Origin of the sequence: Psychrobacillus insolitus (assembly GCF_003254155.1) — a bacterium.
In the GTDB taxonomy this organism is placed as follows: Bacteria; Bacillota; Bacilli; order Bacillales_A; family Planococcaceae; genus Psychrobacillus; species Psychrobacillus insolitus.
The window spans coordinates 364,082-388,353 of sequence record NZ_QKZI01000001.1 but is presented as its reverse complement, the minus strand read 5'-3'; the positions used below and the strand labels follow the sequence as shown (position 1 = coordinate 388,353).

Genomic DNA, 24,272 nt, shown 5'->3' with positions numbered 1-24,272 from the left:
AAAAAGAACGCCAATAAACAGCGTTCTTGAGATTCCTACTATGCTATCAAACCGAGAGTTCTGAAATTCAACGTGGCGTTCTAGCTTCTAAACAATTTGAACATTTCCTTTGATTACTACCTTTAAATTTAGTGAACGTTTTTTCAAATTCATTTCCACATGAACATTTAAACACCAATTTTTGCGAGTACCCTAAATATTCATCAGAAAGCAGTTCACTTTCTGAATTCTCTGTGACAAAAGCGCGAATACTTTCAATATTCCATTTTTTATTCATATTGACACCTCCGATAATGTTTCCGAAATTAATTAAAGGAAGAAGTTTCGGATCCCTTACCTTCCTTTCAATTAGACAACTAACGCCCTAATCTACCTCAATACCATATCATATCATTATTTCAATTAATTTTAAACTTATTTGTCAACAATATTACCTGAATATTTCTAGCAAAATTCAAGCATACATCAAAACGTCTCTATGTCAAAAGCGAAAGGAACTCCACAATTTCTCCATAGGAATAAAGAAAATCAAACATTATTTTACCTCAAAAAAAAGTAACTCATAATCGAAAATCCGATTTTGCAGCTACTAAAATGAATATAAGAGTTAAATTTATCCTACAATGATTGCATCTACTATATTTAAGTTTATTAATCTGTCTCTTTCATCTTGTTGTAAATTCACTAAAGTTTCCTAAAACAAGAAATACAACAAAAAGTGAAACTGCCAAAATTAAATTCTTTTTAACTTTTCGATTCTTTTTAAAAAATGCAACGATCGAAAGTACAAGAGAAATGCAAAATCCTAATGATGCTAGCACAAAAATAATATCTACCAAAACGCTTCCCCCTAGTAATTATTTATGTTGACATTTAGATATAAACATTTTTCTATTCCTATAATTATAGTAGTCCAAGATACGTTTTTTCCGTTGATATCTTATAACCAAAACACATATATCTCATGCCTACTTTTCGTATTTTAAATGTATTGTCGAACACGAGAAAATTACCTTTTGCTGCATCATCAATTTCTCTACGAAAAAAACACCTTCGACACCAATGAATTTTCAGCAAACTCAATAAATGTGAACGTGCCTAAACTTTACGCTCTTCTATTTAATTAATCTCAACCTCTAAAAATCCCCACATACCAATGTTTAACTAGCCAAATTATCCATACGGATTTTGTCAGCGATCATTGCGATGAACTCACTATTTGTTGGCTTACTTTTTAGATGATGTACAGTGTAACCAAACATCTTAGAAATACTTTCATAGTTACCACGATTCCACGCTACTTCGATTGCATGTCTAATTGCACGTTCTACACGAGATGGTGTCGTTTGAAACTTTTTAGCGATTTCTGGATACAATACTTTCGTAATAGAACCTAATAACTCAATGTCTGAATAAACCATTTGGATAGCTTCTCTTAAATAAGAGTATCCTTTAATATGTGCTGGAACGCCAATTTCTTTAATGACATTTGTAATTGTTTGATCAATCATGTGTTTATTTTGAAGCGCTTTCGTTTCAGGACTTGTGTTTTGAGGAACAGCCTGAACATTGTCTTTTCTACCTGAAACATGTTTTATTTGATCTACCAATCGATCAAATTCGAAAGGTTTAAGCATAAAATAAGATGCTCCAAGTTCCACCGCTTGCTTCATCACATCTTCTTGACCAAATGCAGTTAACATAATCACATTAATTTTGTTAAATTGTTCATTTTTTTACATCTGATCAAGTACCGCAATGCCATCAAGATGAGGCATAATAATATCAAGTAATAATACATCTGGTTCAATTGTTTCGAGAAGTTCTAAGCATAATTTTCCATTTAATGCCGTTCCAATAACTTCAATTTCACCATGCGTTTCAAAGTAAGCACTCATTGTTCTTATTAAATCCTTATTATCGTCTACAATCGCAACTTTAATCTTCTCCATAATAAACTCATCCACCTTTTGATAGTTTTCACTTAGATAGTATTCGCTATTTATTTACGACATCCTTTAATTTCATTAAAAATGAGGCTTTTATAGTATGAATCTCTTATAATCCGACATATTAGGATCGCATTCTACTAATTGTCGAATAATCTTCATGCTAATTGTAACAAATTACAATAAAAGCACAATAAATATTTTCCACACCTCTTGTAACAATTAGTAAAAAAATCGCTAAAGCACATTTTTTCTATATGGGCTTTCATGGTTCGCTTTGGACGAAACTTATAGTCATAAAATAAGCTCCTTTTTTCTTTTAGTTAAATTGTAAGGTTTGCGCACTGTCCAGAGCGATTTGGAGAAAATTGTACATACTATGTAAAAGTGATTAAATTCTTACACCTTCTTATCTCTTAAAAAACCACACCTGATTACGATGTGGTTCAAATGGTTGTATTAAGGATTCTTTTTCATCATCTCTGTAATGGATAAAGCTGCTCCATTTTTAGGTTTATCTACATACATATGTGTGACAACACCAATTAACTTTTTGTTTTGTATGATAGGACTTCCACTCATTCCTTGTAAAATCCCTCCCGTTTTCTTTATTAGTGATTCATCTACTACCGTAAATTGAAATAAGTGACCTTCAATTTTAGTGACGTTAATGGAAAATTCCTGTACTTTTTCACCATCAATAGAAGTTCGCATAATTGCCTTACCAGTCACAATTGCTTCTTTGTCAGCTACTTCAACTTCATTCATCGGAATATTTTCTAAAGCGGTTGGTTGTAACTTTCCAAAAACACCATAAACATTATTTTCATTTACACCACCAATCGGGGTGCTGCTGTTCTGATAGGAAGTTATTTTATAACCTGGCTTACCAGGAATACTTTTCTTGATCTGTTCGATGGAAGATAAATAAATGGAGCCTTCGGAAAATTTAGGGGTAACTCCTGAAGTGTGATCGACTATTTGATGACCTAATGCTCCAAATTCTTTGGATTCTACATCGTAATACGTTAATGTTCCTATACCTTCTGTTGCGTCTTTCAAAAATGGGAGAAGTTTCAGTAATTGGTCCGAAGTTATTTTTTTTGTATACATTTTTTCATTACGCTCATAATGAATAGTAACTTGTTCTGTATTTTTTATATGAACTTTCAAGTCGTCCATATTATTAATTTTCTTTGCATCGACAGATTGTATACTATCTCCTGCGCGTAACCAATAATCATCTGTTAATAATACATCATGGTTCAAGTAAACCGCTCCGTACTCCAGATCAATTTGGATTGATTGACCTAAAGGCACTACGGAGGAAATTATTTTTTGAGCAAAGGTCGGATTAACTGCAAAGAAAAAACTAAAGAAAAGTATTGGAATTAGCGACCATACACGATAGCTCCGTTTCATATTTCACCTCCTCTACAGTTACTATGTCCTGATGAAGAAAGTCTATGTGAGGTAAATAATTGATAATATGAAAATGCAAGCAGAGACGCTTTTAGACAAGCTTACTGTGAGAACAAAAAAAGACCTCATTAAATGAGATCTTCAAACTTTTCGCAATATTTTTTTCCGCTCTTTTGCAAGTTTTAATAGTTCCTTTGAATGCTCAAGGGTTGTAGAAGTAACTTCTGCACCAGACATCATTCGGCTAAGTTCTTCCGCACGTTTGTCGTCCACAATATCTTCTAAAATGGTATATGTACGATTTCCATTTACTATTTTTTTTATCATTAAATGCTGATCTGCCATTGCTGCAACTTGGGATAAATGAGATATACATAATACTTGGGAATTTGTGGCGATCGCTGCAATTTTTTCTGCAATCGCTTGAGCTACTCGTCCACTTACACCAGTATCGACTTCATCGAAAATAATCGATGTAATTCCTTGATGTTTGGAAAAGATACTTTTAAGTGCAAGCATCATTCGAGACAATTCTCCACCCGAAGCAATTTTTGTTAGTGCTTTTGGTGGCTCTCCTACATTCGTGGAAATATAAAATGACACGTCATCCGTTCCATTGTCATTGTAGGTTACTTTTGTATGTTCATGAAACATAACAGAGAAAATTGCTTTTTCCATATATAATTCTTGCAACTGACCCATTATTGCTACACTCAATTCTTTTGCTGCAATTTTTCGTTTATCCGTTAAATCTTTCGCTTCAAGCTCTAAATCTTTTTCAATCTGCTTAATTTTTTCCGCAGTTTTCTGAATTTGCTCATCTCTATTTACTAACTGTTCTAAACTTGTTGCAATTTTTTCTTTATAAGCAAGTATGTCTTCTATTGATTGCCCATATTTTCTCTTCAACGTTTGTATAATAGCTAGACGATCTTCCACATATTGCAATTGATTACTGTCAAATTCCATTTCGTCTAACTCATTTTTCAGCTGATGGGCAGCATCCTGTAAAATATAGAAAGCAGAAGAAACTGTTTCACTTAGTTCTAACATTCTTTTATCCACTTCTGCAACATCTTGCATATCAGCCATGGCAGCACCTATATAATCCAGTCCTTTAGATTCACCTAAAATAGCCTCATAGCCACTGCTCATTTTATCAAACATTTTATGGTAGTTTTGAAGCTTACTTTTCTCTTCTTGGAGCTGCTCTTCTTCTCCAACTACTAAATTTGCGTCCAGAATTTCTTCTACTTGAAACGTATACAAATCAATTTTATGTGCAATTTGTTGTTCATTTTCTGTAAGTATTGCTAATTCTTTATTTAATTTTTTATATTTGGCAAAAAGTTCTCTATACGACTCTTTCACTTCTACCAAGCGATCTCCAGCAAATTGATCAAGCAAATGAATATGCGCTTTTTCATCCATTAACTCTTGGCTTTCATGCTGACCATGAATATCGATTAGGGAAGAACCAATTTCACGTAAAATTCCAATAGTGACAAGTTTTCCATTTACACGACAAACGCTTTTTCCAGCTTCGTTAATATCTCTTCTTAATATGATGGACTCTTCATCAATTTCAATACCAACATCCGCCATTTTTTTAAAAACACCATGGGTTGGATTTGGAATAGAAAATAGTCCTTCTAACTCTGCTTTTTTTGCACCATGTCTAATAAATTCATGTGATCCTCTGCCGCCACATAGTAAATGAACAGCATCTATAATGATGGACTTTCCTGCACCGGTCTCCCCTGTTAAAACAGTTAAGCCTTCTTCAAAACTAACGGTTAATTCATCTATAATGGCAAAATTTTTAATAGTCAGTTCTTTTAACAATCGATTCACCTCTATATCAAATTCTCCTTGGCGTATTTGCTTCCGCTTCTCTTCGTTCAGCTCCGCAGAAAACAGTGTGCCCAGATTTTTCCCGAGCTTGCTCGAGAAATCCCTTTAAAAAATCTGTGGCATCCGCCGGAGGCTTTAACGTTATTCACCAAATGTTCTTTTGCTGAATAACGTTAAAGCATTTCTAACAAACGGTCTCTTACAATTGCTGAATCCGACTCCTGTCGACAAAGAATTAAACAAGTGTCATCTCCACATATTGTTCCAAGTATTTCTGTCCAGTCCAGATAATCGATAAGGGATCCAATTGAATGAGCATTACCTGGTAAAGTTTTCATAACTAAAAAATAACTAGCTCCATCAATACTTACAAACGCATCTGTTAAAGCACGTCGTAATTTTTGCATAGGATTAAAGCGCTGATCTGCAGGCAGACTATATTTGTAGTTACCATTTGGTAATGGTACTTTTACTAAATGTAATTCTTTTATATCTCTTGATACAGTTGCTTGCGTTACGTTATAACCAGCTGCTTTCAATAAATCTACTAAATCATCTTGTGTTTCAATTTCATGATTTGCGATTATATCACGGATTCTTATATGTCGTTGTCCTTTGTTCATATGCTTAGTCACCTCAGTGTATATTTATACTAATAACATTATCACTATCTATAAAAAGTCACAAGAAAAACACGACTCTATTTCTGAGTCGTGTTAGATTTTAATGTTTCATGTGCATCATTTATTAATAGTTTGAAATCGATCGAATGAGGAATTACATCTCCTTCATTCACACTTATTAAGTGAAATAAAAACTCGATATTCCCCTCTCCACCCGTGATAGGCGAATAAGAAGCATTTTTCAATTGGAAATTTTGACTTTCTGCAAAATTAGCAATGGCAGTTAATACATCCAAGTGAACCGTTTTGTCTCTGACTACCCCTTTTTTCCCAACACGGTCTTTCCCAGCTTCGAATTGTGGCTTCACCAAGGCAATGACATCCCCATTTGGAACCAAAATTGTTTTTAACGTAGGAAAAATAAGTTTGAGTGAAATAAAAGAAACATCAATTGAAGCAAATGATGGTAATCCTTCTCCAAAATCTGCAGCTGTTGCATACCTGAAATTTGTTTTTTCCATCACTGTAACGCGTGGATCTTGACGAATTTTCCATGCAAGTTGATTACTACCAACATCTAATGCATAGGCATGTTTGATACCATTTTGTAAGCCACAATCCGTAAATCCACCAGTAGAAGAACCAATATCTAACATAATCTTATCTTGAACTGTTAGGTCAAATTGTTCTAAAGCTTTTTCTAACTTTAGCCCTCCTCGACTTACATACTTAAGCACTTGGCCCTTGATTGTCAAAATAGACTCTACGGATATTTTTTCTCCCGGCTTATCTACTCGTTCTTCCTTACAATAAATAAGCCCAGCCATAATTGCACGTTTCGCTTTTTCTCTCGTTTCAAATAAACCTTGTTCTACTAATAATACATCTACTCGTTCTTTCGGCACTTTGGTTGTCATGACGGTATATACCTATTTTCTTGGTTAATCGTTTTTTCCACCAATTTTACGATGGCATCACTTGTGACATTTATTTCATTCAATAATAGATTGACGTCCCCATGTTCAATAAACATATCGGGAATACCAATTCGTTTAATAGTAGCAGTTAAGTCATTTTCATTGTAGAATTCCATTACCGCACTACCAAATCCACCTTGAAGCATGCTTTCTTCTACTGTAATAATCGGGATGTTACGCTGTTGAAGTTGACGTAACATGTCACCGTCCAGTGGTTTAATAAAGCGCGCATTAATAACTTCAACAGAAATTCCTGCTTGCTCTAACTCAGCCGCTGCTTGCATCGACATCGGAATTGTTGTACCAAAAGTAAGGATTGCTGCTTGTGTTCCTGCTTTTAATACTTCCCAAGAACCAATTGGAATCGATTTCAACTCATCGTCCAATGGAACTCCCAGTCCATTACCACGAGGGTAACGTATAGCGATCGGTCCATCTGCATAATCAAAAGCAGTTTTTACCATGTGCTGTCCTTCGTTTTCATCTTTCGGCATCATAATGACCATATTTGGCATATGACGTAAGAAAGAAATATCAAAGACACCTTGATGTGTTTCCCCGTCTGCTCCAACTAATCCAGAACGATCAATACCAATTACAACATTTAATTTTTGACGACAAATATCATGAAGTACTTGATCGTAAGCCCGTTGAAGGAAGGTTGAGTAAATGACTAAGAAAGGTTTCATCCCTTCGGCAGCAAGTCCTGCAGCCATTGTTGCTGCATGCTGTTCAGCAATACCAACATCAATCATTCGATTAGGAAACTCTGAAGCAAACCCCTCTAACTTAGATCCCACTGGCATCGCTGGTGTAATCGCAACAATTCTACTATCTTCACGTGCGAGTTTTCTAGCTGTTTCAGCAATAAGGCCACTCCATGAAGGTGCTTTTGAAGATGACTTAATAATATCTCCAGTTTCCATTTTATATGGACCCGTTCCATGCCAAGTACCGATTTTATCGTTCTCAGCTGGTTTGAAGCCTTTTCCTTTTTTCGTAATGACATGAAGTAGCACTGGACCATCCATTTTTTTAGCATTTTTTAAATTTTCTTCTAATGCCTCAAAATTATGACCGTCAATAGGTCCTAAATAAGTAAAGCCCATCTCTTCAAAGAAAACACCAGAAACAAGTAAATATTTCAAACTATCCTTGACACGTTCTGCTGTACCAGCAATCATCCCACCAACTGCAGGGATTTTTTTCAATAGAAATTCTACATCATCTTTTGCTTTATTGTACTTACCATGTGTACGTAGCTTTCCAAGTACATTATGAAGAGCGCCAACGTTTGGAGCTATAGACATTTCGTTATCATTTAATATCACAATCATATTCGTTTTTTCATGCCCAATATGATTCATTGCTTCAAGTGCCATTCCACCTGTTAAAGCGCCATCTCCAATAATCGGAATGACATAATTTTTTTTGTTTTGAAGATCTCTTGCAGTCGCCATTCCCATTGCAGCGGAAAGTGAAGTAGAGCTATGTCCAGCTTCCCAAACATCATGTTCACTTTCAATTCTTTTAGGGAATCCACATAATCCTTTGAACTGGCGTAGCGTATCAAACTGATCTGCTCTTCCAGTTAAAATTTTATGTACATACGCTTGATGTCCAACATCCCAAAGAAATTTATCTTCTGGACTATTAAATGTTTTATGAAGTGCAATTGTAAGTTCTACTACACCTAAATTCGGGCCAATATGTCCACCTGTTACGGAACCTTTTTCTATTAAAAATGATCGAATATCTTCGCTTAATTCCTTTAATTGTTCATTATCTAAACTTTTTAAAAAGGATGGGCTAGAAATTTTAGTTAAATCCATTGCCATCACTCACCTTCTATTAAGATTTCCTTCTCTACATTGTTAATATAATAACAATAAACCGTCTCAAAACAAAATTATTCGCTATTAGTTAGTTCTTTTGGTAATGTAATTAGCAAATTCTAATAGAAGACCTTTGTGTAAATTTACTGATTCTAAGGCTTCAATCGCGAGGTCATATTGCATATGAAGATGCTTTTTCGCACCTTCTAACGTTAAAATAGAAGGATATGTATTTTTTTCACTTAAAACATCTTTACCAGCAGTTTTTCCTAGCTGTTCCGATGTTCCTTCAATATCTAAGATATCATCTTGAATTTGAAATGCTAGTCCAATGTGGAATGCATATGTTCGTAGTGCATTCATCATTTCTTCTGAAGCATTTGCAATAATTCCACCAGCTAAAATACTGAATGAAAGCAAAGCACCTGTTTTGTTTACATGCACTTGTTCTAGTTCAGTCATCGTTAAGGATTTACCCTCTCCAAGCATATCTAAAACTTGTCCACCTACCATACCCTCTGCTCCAGCAGAAAAACTTAACTTATCAACTAAGTTAAGTTTTTGTTCAGCCGATAGATTTGTAAGCCGTGCAATAATGCCAAATGCAAGTGTTACAAGTCCATCTCCTGCTAAAATTGCCAGTGCTTCTCCAAACACAATGTGATTAGTTGGTTTCCCACGACGAAGATCATCATCGTCCATTGCAGGAAGATCATCATGTATTAACGAATAGGAGTGAATCATTTCAATTGTACATGCTACGATAACCGCATCTTCATTCTTCACTTGTAACTCTTCTAAGACTGCTAATACATATAGTGGTCGAATTCTTTTACCACCAGCTAAAAGAGAGTATGCCATTGCATCCTTTAATTCAGTTGGTACTGTCAATTCATTGATCAATTCTGCTAATTTTTGCTCTATGACAAGTTGATTTTCTTGGATAAAAGTTTGTAAATTACTCATTCGACTGACCAGCCTCTTCTGTATTTTCCCCTATAAATGAAACGAGTTGTTTTTCTGCGCTTTGTAGCTTTTCACTGCATAGTTTAGAGAGCTCCATTCCTTTTTGATAGAGTTCAATAGCATTTTCTAGTGGTACATCGCCTTGTTCTAGTTGACGAACAATATTTTCTAATTGCAACATTGCTTCATCAAATACAACTTCTTTTTTAGCCATTAGATTGGTCTCCTCTCATACTAACTTCTGTATTTTGTACAATCGCCTCTACTCTTCCATCTTGAAGTGTTACAAAAATATGATCACCGACTTCGACATCAGCTACTGTTTTAACTAGTTTACCTTCATGGTATGTAATACTATAGCCTCGATCCATTATTTTCAATGGATTTAAAGCTTCTAGAGTTCGAATAGAGCCTAAAAATTTCTGTCTATTTTTTTCAAAAGATGAGATGGTTACTTGGTTCAACTGATTCGTCAAAGTTTGTACAGACTTTTGATGTGTCTCGATCAGTTTCAGTGGTGATTGTTGCATGAATCTACTCTGAACTTGTGTATAGATTCTTTCTTTATCACGAACAAGTCGATTTGTTTCTCGTTGAAGCTGTTGCTCTACTCGCACATATCGTTCTATAAAAGGACGATATAGTTTTTCTGGAGTTGCAAGTACGGGCGAATGTATTGCTCGGTTAAAACGATTTTTCTCATCGTTTAGTCGTTTAGAAACTAAGTTTAAACAAGCTGATTGATAAGCTAAAATGTTTTTTAGTAAGTTTTCTTTACTGGGAACCGCCATTTCTGCTGCAGCAGTTGGTGTTGGTGCACGAAGATCTGAAACAAAGTCTGCAATTGTCGTATCGGTTTCATGACCTACTGCACTTATTATCGGAATTCTGCTATTTGCAATAGCCCTAGCAACTTGTTCTTCGTTGAACGCCCACAAGTCTTCGATCGACCCACCACCACGTCCTACGATTAATACATCAATGTCTTCCATTGAATTCGCCTGTTCGATAGATTTCACGATAGAAGGGGCCGCTTGTGGTCCCTGTACAATACTAGAAAAAACGAGTACTTCACTAATTGGATATCTTCTTTCCAAAGTGGTTAAAATATCTCGTATAGCTGCACCTGTTTTAGACGTGATCACACCAATTTTTTTAGGGAATAATGGAATTTGTTTTTTTCGGCCAGGATGGAATAACCCTTCTTGCTCTAGCTTCTTTTTTAATTGTTCGTATGCTAAAAAAAGCTCCCCAATACCATCCGGTTGAATAGTGGAAGCGTACAATTGGTATTGGCCAGCAGCTTCAAATACATTGATATCACCACGCACAAGTACATTCATCCCATTTTCAGGTCTGAACTTCAATGATCTTGCATTCATGGCAAACATTACAGACGTAAGCCTTGCAGCATCGTCTTTTAATGTAAAGTAAATATGCCCACTGGTATGAACTTTTACATTCGAAAGTTCCCCTTTTACATAAACATCACGTAAATGAGTATCTGCATCGAATTTTCGTTTTATGTATTTAGTAAGTGCTTTTACAGTTAAGTATGTGTGTGTAGACATCAGAAACACTCCAGTACTAGTACAAGGTAAAAGCTGTTCTTCTGTAGAAAAACAGCCTTTAACTTATTAATTCTTTAATGTATTTTCCGCTGCTAAGCAAGTATTTTCCATTAGCATCGCAATTGTCATCGGGCCAACTCCACCTGGTACCGGTGTTATTTTAGAAGCAACTTCTTTGGCAGATTCAAAATCGACATCTCCACATAGTTTGTTGTTTTCATCGCGATTAATACCCACATCGATCACAACTGCACCATCTTTTATGTAACTAGCATCAATCATTTTTGCACGACCTAGCGCAACTACTAAAATATCGGCTTGTTTTGTCATGGCACGAAGATCTTTTGTTTTAGAATGGCAATATGTAACCGTAGCATCTTTTTGTAATAACAATTGGCCCATTGGTTTTCCTACAATGTTACTTCTACCGATAATTACAGCATGCTTTCCTGCTACATCGATATCGCTATATTCAAGCATTTTCATCACACCAAATGGCGTACAAGGAATGAATGTTTGTTGACCAATCATCATTTTCCCAACGTTTTCAGGATGGAAACCATCAACATCTTTAAGTGGTGAAATAGCAGAAATAACGCGGTCTTCATTAATATGTTTTGGCAATGGTAACTGCACTAAAATACCATGAATTTTTTCATCATTGTTTAGGGCTGCTACGTTTTGTAGCAATTCTTCCTCTGACACATTTTCATCCAAAGTAACCATAACAGAATACATACCTAATCTTTCGCATGTCTTTGTTTTATTGTTTACATACGTTTGTGATGCAGAATTATTCCCTACTAAAACGACTGCTAATCCAGGAGTGAGACCTTTTTCTTTCAAGACTTCTACTCTTTTTTTAACATTTTCAGTAACTTGTGCAGCTACTTCCTTGCCATCTATTCTATTTGTTGTCAATGTGACCGCTCCTTTATATCTGCTACTTTATTCTTCCGTATATTTGGATAATACGCCATTTACAAAACGGCTTGATTTTTCATCGCCATATACTTTACACACTTCAAGTGCTTCATTAATCACGACTTTTGCTGGTATGTCTTCTGTATATAATAATTCGTAAACAGCAATTCGAAGAACTGTACGCTCAATTTTAGGTAGTCTTTCTAGCGACCAATTTTCTAATCTAGCGACTAAAGAAGCATCGATTTCTTCTTTATGTTCAATTGTTCCCTTTACTAGTTGAGTAAGAAATTCATCTTGCTCTTCCGTTACGTGGCCAATTGCTTCCTCTACAGAAATTTCGTTATTATCTACTTGAAAAAGTGCTTGTAGGGCAAGTTCCCTAGCTTGTCTTCTTTTCATTATTTGTTTCTCCTTTAAATGTAACTATCTAAACAATAGTATAACCAATTTTCATGTGATTTCATAATATTTCAGAAACCGCTCATTTTATAACTTTTCGTTCACGCACATAATTTGCTTTTTACTATAACATATCCTTTTTATTATAAAGAGACTTAGTGACTATTACAAGATTAATATAATGTCTTAATTTTCTTATTATATTTAATCTATGGTAGAAAAGTTCAATTGCTCTTTTTCTAAATGGACGTTACCGAATCGGTTAGCACCAAACTTATTGTATTCGAATAAATGAGAAAAAGAGCCATCCGTGGATGACTCTTTTTTGTTCATTCTCCTGTTGTATCGAACTGAACACCAGTAATGTGAATATTTACCTCTTTTGGTACCAAACTCGTCATATTTTCAATTGCTTGACGAATTTGAGATTGTACTTCACGAGCTACAATAGGAACAGAAGCTCCATATTTTACAAGGCAGTATACGTCGATAAATAATCCATCAGTTGTCATTTCTGTCTTGATGCCCTTGCCATGTACCTTTTTCCCAAGTTTTTCAACTACACCAGCCGCAAAGTTTCCACGCATTCCTGCGATTCCTTCAACTTCACTTGTAGCTATTCCAGCAATTACAGTAATTACATCAGGAGCAATTTCAATTGTCCCAAGATCTTCTTTACCTTTAGGTGTCATTTGAACAAATGCTTGTTCGTTTGTTTCAGCCATTTACATCAGTCCTTATTTATGAATTCATAAGATCGTACTTTTCTAAAAACTTCGTATCAAAGTCTCCAGAAATAAATACTTCATGGTTCATTAACTTTTCATGGAAGCCAATCGTTGTTTCTACACCTTGGATGGCAAATTCACCAAGTGCACGTTTCATCTTAGCGATCGCTTCTTCACGAGTTTCCCCATAGGTAATAAGCTTCGCCACCATTGAATCATAAAATGGTGGAATGCTGTAACCTGGATATACTGCAGAGTCAACACGTACACCTAACCCACCTGGAGGTAAGTAAAAATTAACTTTACCTGGAGAAGGCATGAAATTCTTCGAAGGATTTTCTGCATTAATACGGCATTCTATTGCCCATCCTTTAAAAACAATATCTTTTTGCTCAAAAGGCAATTTTTCTCCTGAAGCTACTAACAACATTTGCTTAATCAAGTCAACACCAGTAATCATTTCCGTAACTGGATGCTCTACTTGAATACGCGTATTCATCTCCATGAAGTAAAATTTCTGATTAATATGATCAAAAATAAATTCAACTGTACCGGCACTTCTATAACCTACAGCAAGAGCAGCCTTAACAGCAGCCTCACCCATTTCAGCACGTAATTCTTCAGATAATGCTGGTGATGGAGCTTCTTCTACTAATTTTTGCATACGACGTTGAATCGAGCAATCACGTTCGCCAAGATGAACAGCATTACCGTGTGCATCTGCTAATACTTGAATTTCTACATGACGGAAAGTTTCAATGAATTTTTCTAAGTAAACACCTGGATTACCAAATGCTGCAGCTGCTTCTTTTTGTGTAATTTTAATACCATTGATTAAATCTTCTTCGTCTTTTGCAACACGAATCCCTTTACCACCACCACCTGCAGTAGCTTTAATAATAACAGGGAAACCAATTTCTCTCGCTACACTTAATGCTTCTTCTTCCGTTTCAATAATTCCTTTCGAACCTGGAACCGTTGGAACACCAGCTTTTTGCATCGTTACTTTTGCAACGTCTTTGATCCCCATGCTCTTAATCGCATCTGATGTTGGGCCGATAAAGATAATATCGCATTCTTCACAAAGCTCTGCAAAGTTAGCATTTTCTGCTAAAAATCCGTAACCAGGATGAATTCCATCACAGCCAGTTTTTTTGGCAACCGTAATAATATTAGAAAAATTTAAATAAGAATCTTTCGATAATCTAGGACCGATACAATAAGCTTCATCTGCAAGTTGCACATGAAGAGCTTCAGAATCCGCTTCCGAATATACTGCAACTGTTTCAATATCTAATTCCTTACAAGCACGAATAATACGAACAGCAATTTCGCCTCGGTTAGCAATTAATACCTTTTTCATCATTTTCATCATGTTCGCCCCTTTCTTAGTTTTCTCTTACTAGGAAAAGAGGTTGACCATACTCAACAAGTTGTCCGTCTTTAACTAGGATTTCAACGATTTCTCCATCGATTTCTGCTTCGATTTCATTAAATAATTTCATTGCTTCTACGATACAAACAATAGATTCCCCTGTTACTTTACTTCCAACTTGAACATAAGCTGCCTCACTTGGCGATGATGATTGATAGAAAGTACCAACCATTGGCGATTTAATCTTATGTAATTTACTTTCTTCAGCTACTTCCACTGTTTCAGTAACTACTTCTTTCTGTTGTTGTACTACTGGAGCTAGTGCTGCTTTAACTTCTGCAACTTTTGGTTGTTCTACAACAGAAGAAGAATCTAGTTGTTGGCCATTTGTGAAAATTGATGAAGATTCATACTTTTTCAACTTAATTTTCGTGCCTTCCGATTCATACGAAAACTCCGTTAATGTTGATTGGTCAATTAGCTTAATTATTTCTCTTATTTCTTGAATTTTCATTTCGAATATCTCCTTTTATTTAAAAAATTACTAGTACATTTTCTATCTTAGCCTTTTTTCTTACAATTTGAAATAGATATTCGTAAAATATTCAAAAAAAACACAAAAAAAGTGCCATAAAGGCACTTTTTGAGGGTAACTGTTATACAACATAGTATTTTTATTTAAGAATAATAAATTGTATAGCTTTTCTACAAAGTAATTTCTAGCTCCTGCGCGAAGCTCGTCGCAGAAGAACGTTGCCTATCGCGTCAGTAATAGGCGCTTCCGCTTTTCTTATATCAAAATTAGTTATTGCCCCGTGAAATCAACTTGCACGGTTTGTGCTGCAGGCCATTCTTGTTTCACTGCATAAACAATTTCGCTTGCTTTTTGATTAGAAAGTTCATTTGATACAACATTGATTTGTATTTTTTTATCATCAATACGCACAAGCGTATCCTCATATCCTAATGATTTAATAATTAATTCTAGCATTGCTTCCGCAGAGTCAATTTTCGTTAAATTTTCTAGTTGGGAGTACGCTTCATTCTTTTCTTCCGCTGTAAAATCATTTGTAGCTGCTTTAGTAGTCAGCTGTTCACGAAGTTGACTACGCTCATTTTGCACTTCCATTCTCATTTCTTCAAAAGCATTACTATTAGAAGCAAAAGATTCTTCATTAGTAGAAGATGTTTCTACTATATCAACATCTTCTAAAGTTTCATTAGAAAATAAGGCAATCCCATCAAATGGTGATGGTTGATCCGACACATAAAACACCGTAATTACTGCCACTAAGCTGATTAAAGTTAAAAACCATACTGATCTCTTTTTAATATTCATTTCCTTCACTCCTCCAATTCCATTTCTTCAACTACAATTCGATGTGGTGATATTTGTAAAACAGATGAAAGTGTTGTTACTAATTTGTGTTGAATGCGTTTGTCACTCGCTCCCTCCGCTACTACTAAAATACCAATCACTGCTTCCTTGTCCCGTTTGCTGTCACTTGTCCATTGGAAAAATGATACCTCGCTCTCAGCTGTTTCTTCCGTGCCATTTTGATAATGAAAATATACGGCAACACGACCTACTCCACTTATTTTCTCAAGCACTTCTGAAAGTTCACCTGGTGATTGAGTCACTTCCTCGACGGAGTCCGTATTGCCACTACTTCCAACACTAAACCACCCTGAAAGAAGTAAACTTATAAAAAGAACAGCTCCGCCTATAACAACAAAACGAAAAGTTGGGATTTGTTTAGGTGCCATAGAAGTTCACCCTTCTTTTCATAATGGATATAACACTTTATGCAGTGAAGAGGAATTATATGAAGAGGTTGGACACAATCCAAAAAATTATTGCCATCTTCACAATGAATTCATTCTCACTTTTATCTGTATGTTCAAATAGAATCGAGATTAGTTCTCCAATAACAACGATTAGAAGAATACCAAATAAAATAGATTGTAAAACCTACTTCATCCTTTCATGCCGACCAATAGTTTTGCAAAAAGCATCGTCAAAATAATTGTGAAGAAAAGTGCAAATGCAATTAATACAGATACGATGGAAAGAACAAACAAAGTTTTACCAATATCATCTAATAATCCACTAATGTCTGCATCCATAAACGGTTGCAAAATAGCACCTAGAAAGCGGTATAAAAATGCGATTAATATCGTCTGAATAGTAGGAACTGACACAATCACTAAAACAGAAATAAGAATTGCATTACCAGTTATAGTTGAAGCTGAAGAAGAATAGCTTTTCAATGTACTAATACTTTCTGTCAATAATGATCCGACAAATGGGATGTTATTTTGAATTAGCCTTTTAAATGATTCATTCACGGCACCGTTTACGGTCCATGTGATTAAGCCACCTACTGTTAAGAAAAAACTATATAAAACTAATATAATTGAAGTTGTTCCTACTAAAGCTACTCGAATTAGGTCTGCTAATTTCGTAAAAGATGTTTTGGGATGAATGCGGCTGATTAAGTCAAAAAGAAATGCTGCAGTTATAGATGGAATCAGGATTTTTTCCGCTAATACTGCGGTAAATGATGAGAATAAGATGACTCCTGGATTCCATGCTGTAACGAGCAATGCGCCTCCAGACATAGCCAGTCCCGCTGTTAATAAAGGATACATTCCTATAAAAAGCGTTGTTAACTCCGCAGCAATTGACTGGATCAATTCCAGGGTTCGATAAGCTGGCTCTAGACAATAAAAGCAAATAAGATAAATAAATAGTAACTTTAGTAACTTTTTACTTGACGGGATTAACCACTCTATACATATGAAAATAAACCCAAATAGACAGATATATGTGAAAGCCTGAACAACTTCTTTTACTGGTTGTAGTAAAGTTGGTATTATTTCTTCCATCCTGTTTCATTCCTTCAAGTAAATAATCCCATGATTGAAAAGAACTTTTCATAAAATTGTTTCATATGATTTACCCATACAAGAATAATGATTGCTTTTGTAGTAAAAGACATCATGCTTGCTAGGCTTGTATACTCGTATTCCAAAAGAAGTTCTTCTACTATTTGAGAGACAAATAATAGAATGACTGAAAACAATAGCAGCTTTACAACTGGCAAAAGTGGCGTAGGAACAATAGTAATAACTTCTTGAAAATACGGGATTAAAATGGAGACTATTATATAGTACAAAAATAAAAAAATATAAATTGTATATATTACTGAATGTAAACGAGGATATGATTCTTTCATAAACTGAAGTAGGATAAAGGCTAGAATAATTATTAAATATACAATCATATGTTAACTCGTCATTATGAGCCATTCGAGAAATGAAGAAATCTCGAAAAAGAATAGGCGGAGCAAACGCAATAATTCAATAGCCATATAAATATATCCTACAAAAAACAGAAAAAAGGCGAACTCTTTTTTCCCTGTTGACTCAAAGAACAAGTGAAGTATCGCGATTAATAACCCAATTCCAGCAACTCGAAGTACATCGTGAAATTCCACAATGCCTCCCCCTTCCATTTACTTAACGTATGATAGTTATTAGAAGAATATGAAAAAGATGCACAGCATTTAGGTTGTACAATATATGCCTATGGTGAAGAAAACCGCTAAAGTGCCATTTTTTATATCGACTTTAACAGTTAGCTTTGGACAAAACTTATGGTCATAGAATAAACGAGAAAGACAGAGATGAGCTACGTGACTGCGTCACGTAGCTCATCTCTGTCTTCGGTCATCCTATTACGATTGGTTGTCCGTCACTCACCTAAAACATTGAAGGGAAAAGGGCAAATGCTTTGGGTAATAAAAGAAGAGATCCTTTTCTACTTAGTAAAATGCGCCTGAAGATAAAATTTCAGGCGCCATCCACTTTTCTACACAATAATTCTTGCTTATTTTGAAGGAAGATAACCTTTTCTACATAAGTTACTAGAAGAAAATAAGACTCTGTTTGGAAGTGTCTCTAAAAAGGAAGAAGCATACCTCCAAGTAAGAGGGGGACATGAAAGCCGAAATATCATCTTCCGCGCCCTCTTTAGAAAGACTTGCGACTCCTCTTTTCTTAACAAAAGCTTCGACACAATAATTATGGTTATTCTTAGAGAGCGGCGGACAGTTATTGGTTACATAATTACTAAAAAGAGAAATGGCTTAAGAAAGTGACGCAGTCACTTTCTTAAGCCATTGTTTTTCTTTTAAGTTAAAGTGTAAACCAACAAAACTGTCCAGAGCAATCTAGAAAAAATCGCACCTACTTTGTTCCGTATCGAGGAAATCCTTATACTTTCTTATTTTTTCAAAAAATCAGTTTTACTGACTTTCTGGACAGTCCCCTGACAAATAAATAAATAAATTATAGCCGACTAAAATTCTTCACCAACGTCATTTGACAAAGAACCTATCTTCTACAAGTCAGTGCTATTCTCTTATTTGACCTTCTCCAGTAATCGTATATTTCGTAGAAGTTAATGCTTGTAATCCCATTGGGCCACGTGCGTGCAATTTTTGTGTGCTAATACCAATTTCTGCTCCGTAGCCAAATTCAAATCCATCTGTAAACCGAGTGGAAGCATTATGATAAACAGCTGCTGCATCGACTCCTTGCAAGAAAATTGCAGCATGTTCTTTATTTTCCGTCACAATTACTTCTGAATGATTCGTTCCATATGTGTTAATATGCTCAACCGCTTCTATTACATCTTCCACTAGTTTCACACTAAGTGTCAGTGCCAAATATTCTTCTGCCCAGTCATCTGCTGTCGCTAGTTTAGCATTTGAGTTTACGGCGCAGACATTTTGGTCACCAATGATGTCGATTCCCTTTTGTTGAAGTGCTATTAATAACTGCTCTCCATATGTTGAAAACCAGTCCTTTTGTAACAACAAGCTTTCTGTCGCATTACACACAGATGGACGTTGCGTTTTCCCGTTTAATATGATGCGTTCCGCCATGTCATAATCAGCAGATGCGTCCACAAATACATGGCAATTTCCTGCTCCTGTTTCTAAAACTGGAACTGTTGACTCTTGTACAACTTTATCAATGAGCCCTTTACCACCACGTGGAATAAGTACATCTAAATATTGATTTAAATGGAATAGTTCATTTGCAGTTTCATGACTAGTATCTTCTATTAATTGAACTGATTCAATTGGTAATGTTGTCAGTGCAAGTGCTTTCTGAATCGATGATACTAGAGCAATGTTAGACCATTTTGCAGATGAACTACCTCGAAGGATCACTGCATTCCCTGTTTTGATCGAAAGAGTAGCAGCATCTATGGTCACATTAGGTCTTGCTTCATATATCATGCCAATTACACCAATAGGTACACGTTTTTTTTCAATTCGTAAGCCATTGTCTTTTTCAATTAATTCTAGTTGTTCTCCGATTGGATCCTTCAATTCAATTAACAAGCGAATCGCATCCGCCATTGCTTCTATCCGGTTTTCATCTAATAGGATTCGGTCCAATATTGATGTTGATAGTCCTTTTTGCTTTCCAAGTTCCAAATCTTTTGCATTTTCTTTGATCAATTCTACTTTATCACGTATAAGTTGACTAGCAATTTTTTCTAGTGCATCATTTTTTTCTGCAGTCGTCTTTCCAATCATGTGGAAACTCGCAGCTTTTGCTAATTTACCTTTCGTTAACACTTCACTCATTAGTGATTCCTCCTTTATGCTTTGACCCATTTGTCGCGGTGAATTACCGCAATAGCAGGAAAACTTATCTGGTCCGTTCGCTTACCTTTTGCTATTTCTAACTCTTCTTTCGAATAAAGGACTTCTCCTCTACCTAATAGTCCCTTTGAGCCGTAAACTTCTACGACATCCCCTATTTTAAAATCGCCTTCCATATCATGAATGCCAGCAGGTAACAGGCTACTCCCGTTTGAGAGAAGTGCATGTTCTGCTCCATCATCTACAAATAGTTTGCCCGCTACTGAGGATAAAGAGATCCATTGTCTGCTCGTATTTACAACTGGAAGAATTTCCTTCTCAACATATGTCCCATCACCATGGCCTTCAAGTATACGAACCAATTTATCTGCACCTTCACCAGTCCCAATAAATACTTTTACCCCAAACTGTAGAGCAGTTCTTGCTGCAATTAGTTTCGATTCCATTCCGCCGGTTCCAACTTTAGATCCAAGGTCTGTTGTATATTGAAATAGTTCATCCCCAATATCCTTAAGATGATCAAATCTTTTGGCATGAGGATTCTTATGCGGATTGGAATCATATAAACCGTTAATATCGGTCAAAATGATTAATTGATCTGCGTGTACAAGGCCACTAACTAGTGCAGAGAGCATATCATTATCCCCAAATGTCAACTCATCAACAGATACTGTATCATTTTCATTAATAATCGGTATAATCGAACGTTCCAATAATTCGGAAAAGGTTGCATTAGCATTTTTATACCGATCTTTAATCGAAAAGTCTGTTCTAGTGAGCAAGATTTGAGCCGTTGTTATATCGAAAACACGAAGTTTTTCTGTATAGGATTGGATTAATAAACTTTGACCAACAGCCGCTGCAGCTTGCTTTCCTTTTAAAGTGACTGGTCTTGAAGAATAGCCTAACTTTCGAAAACCTGCTGCGACCGCTCCAGATGACACGACGATCACCTCGTGCCCTGCTGTTTTCAGTTTCGCAACTGCTTGAATATGGTCACCAAACTTTTCTTCATCGATTTCTCCTTTCTTATTAGTTAATGAACTACTTCCAATTTTCACTACTACACGTTGTTTTTCCATGTTCATTCCCCTTTTTCTCCAAATAAAAAAACCCTTCACGCCCTTAAATAAAAAGGACGAAAAGAGTTACATTCCGTGGTACCACCTAAATTGAATGTAAGTAAATACATTCCACTTGATCTCATAACGCTAGAGTCTGCGCCTATGTTTGCATAGGGGCTAAGAAGTAGGTTCTGTGGATACACTGCTTGCATGCCTTACAGCCGGGGACATCGCTCTCTTGTACAGAATAGTTCCACATACTAGTCTTCTCTTCGCTAAATATATATATTTGAAAACACTATACCATAATTACTTGCATTAATAAACAATTATAAATGTTATAACTATTATTTCATTGAAAAATTACTCACTTTTTGTCGAAATATTAATTGATTGTGTATTAGTTATTCTGTATAATCAGCTTGGCTTTATAAAAAAATATATGGGGGTCGTTAGTAATTGGGTAAAGCATTAATTATTGGAGCTGGTGGAGTTGCCAGCGTTGTGGTTCACAAATGTGTTCAAAATTCAGACGTTTTTGAGGAAATTTGTATCGCAAGTAGAACTGTTTCAAAATGTGACGCTCTAAAAAACAAACTAGATGGCGGGAAGACGATTATTCATACCGCACAGGTTGATGCAGATAATACAGATGAGTTAATAGAGCTTATCAATAGCTTCGGGCCGGATGTCGTGATCAATGTCGCGCTTCCTTATCAAGATTTAACGATAATGGATGCATGTTTAGCTACAGGTGTGCACTATATTGATACTGCAAACTATGAACCACTTGATACAGCTAAATTTGAATATAAATGGCAATGGGCTTACAAAGAAAAATTCGAAAAAGCTGGTTTAACAGCACTTCTTGGAAGCGGTTTTGATCCAGGAGTAACTGGAGTTTTTACAGCTTATGCGCAAAAACATCATTTTGATGAAATTCATTACATCGATATTGTAGATGCAAATGCGGGAGACCATGGCTATCATTTCGCTACAAATTTCAATCCAGAGATTAATATTCGTGAAATCACTGCAAATGGTCGCTATTTCAAAGATGGTGAATGGGTAGAAACTGCTCCACTTTCAGAAAAACAAGTATATGATCTTCCTGAAATTGGACCAAAAGATATTTACTTGATGTATCATGAAGAATTAGAATCGCTTTCAAAAAATATCAAAGGTGTGAAACAAATTCGTTTTTGGATGACTTTCTCTGAAAAGTATTTAACACATTTAAAAGTGCTTGAAAATGTTGGGATGACTTCAATTGAACCAATTATGTATGAAGGCAAAGAAATTGTTCCTCTACAATTCCTAACAGCCATTCTTCCAGATCCAGCTTCTTTGGGTGAAAGAACAAAAGGGAAAACAAATATCGGTTGTGTGATTCAAGGCGTGAAAGATGGACAACCTAAAACATATTATGTATACAATGTGTCAGACCATGAAGCTTGCTTCAAAGAAGTTGGTTCACAAGCTATCTCTTACACAACAGGTGTTCCAGCAATGATTGGTGCAATGTTAGTAATGAATGGGACTTGGCAAAAACCAGGTGTTTATAATGTAGAAGAGTTTGATCCAGATCCATTTATGGAAGCTTTAAATGAATTTGGTTTGCCGTGGAAAGAAAGTTTTTCCCCGACATTGCTAGATTGAGGGATAATAGATGAAAAAAATTGATTTCAGTGCAGTTCCATCCCCTTCTTATGTAGTAGATGAGCGTTTATTAACAAAAAATTTAGAGCTATTAAAATCTGTTCAAGATCGCACAGGTTGCAGTATTTTACTTGCCCTTAAAGGTTTTTCCATGCATTCTACATTTCCATTGGTAGGTCAATACTTAAAAGGGGTTACTTCTAGTTCCCTTTTCGAGGCTAGACTTGGATTTGAAAAAATGGGAAAAGAAGTACATGTATATGCACCTGCATATGTAGAGCACGAAATGGACGAGCTACTTTCGTATGTGGATCACATTGTGTTTAACTCATATGGCCAATGGAATCAATACAAAGAAAAAGTACAAAGTGTAAAAGGTAAAAAAATTGAATGTGGTCTCCGTATCAATCCGGAGTACTCAGAAATTGAAACAGCCCTTTACAATCCATGTGCACCTTTTTCAAGATTTGGCGTTACTATAGAAAACTTTAGACCGGATGATTTAGATGGTATCGATGGTTTACACTTCCATACAATGTGTGAACAAAATTCTGATACGCTAGAGCGTACGATTAAAGTAGTAGAAGAAAAATTCGGCGATTCGCTTCATAAGATGAAATGGCTGAACTTTGGCGGTGGTCATCATATTACAAGACCCGATTATGACGTGGAAAAATTAGTAAATATCATTAATTATATACAAGATAAATACGACGTGAAGGTTTATCTAGAACCTGGAGAAGCAGTAGCATTAAATACAGGATATTTAGTTGCAACTGTCTTGGATATACAGAAAAACGGAATGGAACTTGCCATTTTAGATACATCTGCTACATGTCATATGCCAGACGTTTTAGAAATGCCTTACCGCCCTATCATTATCGATGCAGGTCAACCAAATGAATTTGCTTACACTTATAGACTTGGGGGGCTAACATGCCTTTCAGGAGATGTAATCGGTGATTATTCATTCAATGAACCATTAAAAGCTGGAGATAAACTTGTCTTCACGGATATGGCCCACTACTCAATGGTAAAAAATCATATGTTCAACGGTGTAAATCTGCCTTCAATCGTTTCTTATAACGATGAAGAAGGCATAAAAGTTATTCGCCAATTTGGATTCGAAGATTATAGTAATCGTTTATCTTAATATCAAGTAGCCGTCTTCCTTTTTTTATAGGAAGACGGTTTTTTTATCAAATTGTGCAATTGATTAGATATGTTATTAAGAGTATT

At 35.6% G+C, this 24,272-nt stretch carries 25 protein-coding genes and 1 pseudogene; 2 read left to right on the top strand and 24 right to left on the bottom strand.

All coding sequences use genetic code 11. The features are described 5' to 3' along the window. Positions 1 to 67 precede the first annotated feature (67 nt). The 24 genes and pseudogenes from C7437_RS01895 to proB all read right to left on the bottom strand — a co-directional run bounded on the left by C7437_RS01895 (position 68) and on the right by proB (position 21,392). Positions 68 to 277: a hypothetical protein gene (locus tag C7437_RS01895; protein WP_111437954.1), complete on the bottom strand. Its 210-nt coding sequence runs from the start codon at positions 275 to 277 to the stop codon at positions 68 to 70. A 388-nt stretch (positions 278 to 665) separates the two neighbouring features. Then, positions 666 to 839: a hypothetical protein gene (locus C7437_RS16815; protein ID WP_170122289.1), complete on the bottom strand. Its 174-nt coding sequence runs from the start codon at positions 837 to 839 to the stop codon at positions 666 to 668. A gap of 321 nt (positions 840 to 1,160) precedes the next feature. Beyond that, positions 1,161 to 1,952 (bottom strand): annotated as a pseudogene (gene spo0A, locus C7437_RS01890) (sporulation transcription factor Spo0A). Between the two features lie 456 nt (positions 1,953 to 2,408). Further along, positions 2,409 to 3,371, bottom strand: a complete 963-nt coding sequence (locus tag C7437_RS01885) for a SpoIVB peptidase S55 domain-containing protein (RefSeq protein WP_111437953.1) — start codon at positions 3,369 to 3,371, stop codon at positions 2,409 to 2,411. A 141-nt stretch (positions 3,372 to 3,512) separates the two neighbouring features. Next, positions 3,513 to 5,216 carry a DNA repair protein RecN gene (recN, locus tag C7437_RS01880; RefSeq protein ID WP_111437952.1) on the bottom strand — a complete coding sequence of 568 codons (1,704 nt, stop codon included), beginning with the start codon at positions 5,214 to 5,216 and terminating at the stop codon, positions 3,513 to 3,515. Positions 5,217 to 5,398: 182 nt separating this feature from the next. After that, positions 5,399 to 5,848, bottom strand: a complete 450-nt coding sequence (ahrC, locus tag C7437_RS01875) for a transcriptional regulator AhrC/ArgR (RefSeq protein WP_111437951.1) — start codon at positions 5,846 to 5,848, stop codon at positions 5,399 to 5,401. A 77-nt stretch (positions 5,849 to 5,925) separates the two neighbouring features. Then, entirely contained in the window at positions 5,926 to 6,765 is an 840-nt protein-coding gene (locus tag C7437_RS01870; RefSeq protein ID WP_111437950.1) for a TlyA family RNA methyltransferase, read from the bottom strand. Continuing rightward, on the bottom strand, positions 6,762 to 8,657 hold the full coding sequence (gene dxs, locus C7437_RS01865) for a 1-deoxy-D-xylulose-5-phosphate synthase (protein WP_111438959.1): 1,896 nt from the start codon (positions 8,655 to 8,657) through the stop codon (positions 6,762 to 6,764). The genes C7437_RS01870 and dxs overlap by 4 nt, the downstream gene beginning before the upstream one ends. Before the next feature lie 87 nt (positions 8,658 to 8,744). Further along, the gene (locus C7437_RS01860; protein ID WP_111437949.1) at positions 8,745 to 9,626 is read right to left on the bottom strand and encodes a polyprenyl synthetase family protein; all 882 of its coding nucleotides are present in this window, start codon (positions 9,624 to 9,626) and stop codon (positions 8,745 to 8,747) included. Then, positions 9,619 to 9,840 carry an exodeoxyribonuclease VII small subunit gene (xseB, locus tag C7437_RS01855; RefSeq protein WP_111437948.1) on the bottom strand — a complete coding sequence of 74 codons (222 nt, stop codon included), beginning with the start codon at positions 9,838 to 9,840 and terminating at the stop codon, positions 9,619 to 9,621. The genes C7437_RS01860 and xseB overlap by 8 nt, the downstream gene beginning before the upstream one ends. Then, positions 9,833 to 11,197, bottom strand: coding sequence for an exodeoxyribonuclease VII large subunit (gene xseA, locus C7437_RS01850; protein ID WP_111437947.1), 1,365 nt, complete (start codon positions 11,195 to 11,197; stop codon positions 9,833 to 9,835). The genes xseB and xseA overlap by 8 nt, the downstream gene beginning before the upstream one ends. Positions 11,198 to 11,263: 66 nt before the next feature. Beyond that, entirely contained in the window at positions 11,264 to 12,118 is an 855-nt protein-coding gene (folD, locus tag C7437_RS01845) for a bifunctional methylenetetrahydrofolate dehydrogenase/methenyltetrahydrofolate cyclohydrolase FolD (RefSeq protein ID WP_111437946.1), read from the bottom strand. 27 nt (positions 12,119 to 12,145) lie between these two features. Next, positions 12,146 to 12,523 carry a transcription antitermination factor NusB gene (gene nusB / locus C7437_RS01840; RefSeq protein ID WP_111437945.1) on the bottom strand — a complete coding sequence of 126 codons (378 nt, stop codon included), beginning with the start codon at positions 12,521 to 12,523 and terminating at the stop codon, positions 12,146 to 12,148. Between the two features lie 204 nt (positions 12,524 to 12,727). Further along, positions 12,728 to 12,856, bottom strand: a complete 129-nt coding sequence (locus tag C7437_RS17305) for a hypothetical protein (protein ID WP_281269917.1) — start codon at positions 12,854 to 12,856, stop codon at positions 12,728 to 12,730. Beyond that, positions 12,853 to 13,248, bottom strand: a complete 396-nt coding sequence (locus C7437_RS01835; RefSeq protein ID WP_111437944.1) for an Asp23/Gls24 family envelope stress response protein — start codon at positions 13,246 to 13,248, stop codon at positions 12,853 to 12,855. Before C7437_RS01835 ends, C7437_RS17305 begins: the two co-directional genes overlap by 4 nt. A gap of 16 nt (positions 13,249 to 13,264) precedes the next feature. Next, entirely contained in the window at positions 13,265 to 14,617 is a 1,353-nt protein-coding gene (gene accC, locus C7437_RS01830) for an acetyl-CoA carboxylase biotin carboxylase subunit (protein ID WP_111438958.1), read from the bottom strand. Between the two features lie 22 nt (positions 14,618 to 14,639). Further along, positions 14,640 to 15,140 (bottom strand): acetyl-CoA carboxylase biotin carboxyl carrier protein, encoded by a 501-nt coding sequence (gene accB / locus C7437_RS01825; RefSeq protein ID WP_111437943.1) that lies wholly within the window; start codon positions 15,138 to 15,140, stop codon positions 14,640 to 14,642. A gap of 291 nt (positions 15,141 to 15,431) precedes the next feature. Further along, positions 15,432 to 15,965, bottom strand: a complete 534-nt coding sequence (locus C7437_RS01820) for a SpoIIIAH-like family protein (protein ID WP_111437942.1) — start codon at positions 15,963 to 15,965, stop codon at positions 15,432 to 15,434. 5 nt (positions 15,966 to 15,970) lie between these two features. Continuing rightward, the gene (locus C7437_RS01815; protein ID WP_111437941.1) at positions 15,971 to 16,393 is read right to left on the bottom strand and encodes a hypothetical protein; all 423 of its coding nucleotides are present in this window, start codon (positions 16,391 to 16,393) and stop codon (positions 15,971 to 15,973) included. Positions 16,394 to 16,603: 210 nt separating this feature from the next. Then, on the bottom strand, positions 16,604 to 17,515 hold the full coding sequence (locus tag C7437_RS01810; protein ID WP_111437940.1) for a stage III sporulation protein AE: 912 nt from the start codon (positions 17,513 to 17,515) through the stop codon (positions 16,604 to 16,606). A gap of 14 nt (positions 17,516 to 17,529) precedes the next feature. Beyond that, positions 17,530 to 17,913 carry a hypothetical protein gene (locus tag C7437_RS01805; protein ID WP_111437939.1) on the bottom strand — a complete coding sequence of 128 codons (384 nt, stop codon included), beginning with the start codon at positions 17,911 to 17,913 and terminating at the stop codon, positions 17,530 to 17,532. Positions 17,914 to 17,916: 3 nt separating this feature from the next. Beyond that, complete coding sequence (locus tag C7437_RS01800; RefSeq protein ID WP_111437938.1) at positions 17,917 to 18,126, bottom strand: SpoIIIAC/SpoIIIAD family protein; 210 nt, start codon at positions 18,124 to 18,126, stop codon at positions 17,917 to 17,919. 918 nt (positions 18,127 to 19,044) lie between these two features. Beyond that, entirely contained in the window at positions 19,045 to 20,292 is a 1,248-nt protein-coding gene (locus C7437_RS01795; protein WP_111437937.1) for a glutamate-5-semialdehyde dehydrogenase, read from the bottom strand. A gap of 14 nt (positions 20,293 to 20,306) precedes the next feature. After that, positions 20,307 to 21,392: a glutamate 5-kinase gene (proB, locus tag C7437_RS01790; protein ID WP_111437936.1), complete on the bottom strand. Its 1,086-nt coding sequence runs from the start codon at positions 21,390 to 21,392 to the stop codon at positions 20,307 to 20,309. Between the two features lie 441 nt (positions 21,393 to 21,833). On the opposite strand from proB, the gene C7437_RS01785 reads away from it, so the two are divergent. Beyond that, positions 21,834 to 23,033, top strand: a complete 1,200-nt coding sequence (locus tag C7437_RS01785; protein ID WP_111437935.1) for a saccharopine dehydrogenase family protein — start codon at positions 21,834 to 21,836, stop codon at positions 23,031 to 23,033. Between the two features lie 10 nt (positions 23,034 to 23,043). Beyond that, positions 23,044 to 24,186, top strand: coding sequence for a carboxynorspermidine decarboxylase (gene nspC / locus C7437_RS01780; protein WP_111437934.1), 1,143 nt, complete (start codon positions 23,044 to 23,046; stop codon positions 24,184 to 24,186). Positions 24,187 to 24,272 lie beyond the last annotated feature (86 nt).

What these genes read in the sequence shown, in the direction of transcription:
- nspC (WP_111437934.1), top strand. Translation starts at nt 23,044, where the DNA reads ATGAAAAAAATTGATTTCAGTGCAGTTCCATCCCCTTCTTATGTAGTA.
- C7437_RS01835 (WP_111437944.1), bottom strand. Translation starts at nt 13,248, where the DNA reads ATGGCTGAAACAAACGAACAAGCATTTGTTCAAATGACACCTAAAGGT.
- xseB (WP_111437948.1), bottom strand. Translation starts at nt 9,840, where the DNA reads ATGGCTAAAAAAGAAGTTGTATTTGATGAAGCAATGTTGCAATTAGAA.
- nusB (WP_111437945.1), bottom strand. Translation starts at nt 12,523, where the DNA reads ATGAAAAGAAGACAAGCTAGGGAACTTGCCCTACAAGCACTTTTTCAA.
- C7437_RS01860 (WP_111437949.1), bottom strand. Translation starts at nt 9,626, where the DNA reads ATGAGTAATTTACAAACTTTTATCCAAGAAAATCAACTTGTCATAGAG.
- ahrC (WP_111437951.1), bottom strand. Translation starts at nt 5,848, where the DNA reads ATGAACAAAGGACAACGACATATAAGAATCCGTGATATAATCGCAAAT.
- C7437_RS01895 (WP_111437954.1), bottom strand. Translation starts at nt 277, where the DNA reads ATGAATAAAAAATGGAATATTGAAAGTATTCGCGCTTTTGTCACAGAG.
- C7437_RS01820 (WP_111437942.1), bottom strand. Translation starts at nt 15,965, where the DNA reads ATGAATATTAAAAAGAGATCAGTATGGTTTTTAACTTTAATCAGCTTA.
- C7437_RS01810 (WP_111437940.1), bottom strand. Translation starts at nt 17,515, where the DNA reads ATGGAAGAAATAATACCAACTTTACTACAACCAGTAAAAGAAGTTGTT.
- proB (WP_111437936.1), bottom strand. Translation starts at nt 21,392, where the DNA reads ATGGAAAAACAACGTGTAGTAGTGAAAATTGGAAGTAGTTCATTAACT.
- accB (WP_111437943.1), bottom strand. Translation starts at nt 15,140, where the DNA reads ATGAAAATTCAAGAAATAAGAGAAATAATTAAGCTAATTGACCAATCA.
- C7437_RS17305 (WP_281269917.1), bottom strand. Translation starts at nt 12,856, where the DNA reads ATGAACAAAAAAGAGTCATCCACGGATGGCTCTTTTTCTCATTTATTC.
- dxs (WP_111438959.1), bottom strand. Translation starts at nt 8,657, where the DNA reads ATGGATTTAACTAAAATTTCTAGCCCATCCTTTTTAAAAAGTTTAGAT.
- accC (WP_111438958.1), bottom strand. Translation starts at nt 14,617, where the DNA reads ATGATGAAAAAGGTATTAATTGCTAACCGAGGCGAAATTGCTGTTCGT.
- C7437_RS01815 (WP_111437941.1), bottom strand. Translation starts at nt 16,393, where the DNA reads ATGGCACCTAAACAAATCCCAACTTTTCGTTTTGTTGTTATAGGCGGA.
- C7437_RS01870 (WP_111437950.1), bottom strand. Translation starts at nt 6,765, where the DNA reads ATGACAACCAAAGTGCCGAAAGAACGAGTAGATGTATTATTAGTAGAA.
- xseA (WP_111437947.1), bottom strand. Translation starts at nt 11,197, where the DNA reads ATGTCTACACACACATACTTAACTGTAAAAGCACTTACTAAATACATA.
- C7437_RS01805 (WP_111437939.1), bottom strand. Translation starts at nt 17,913, where the DNA reads ATGATTGTATATTTAATAATTATTCTAGCCTTTATCCTACTTCAGTTT.
- C7437_RS01885 (WP_111437953.1), bottom strand. Translation starts at nt 3,371, where the DNA reads ATGAAACGGAGCTATCGTGTATGGTCGCTAATTCCAATACTTTTCTTT.
- C7437_RS01795 (WP_111437937.1), bottom strand. Translation starts at nt 20,292, where the DNA reads ATGAGTGAAGTGTTAACGAAAGGTAAATTAGCAAAAGCTGCGAGTTTC.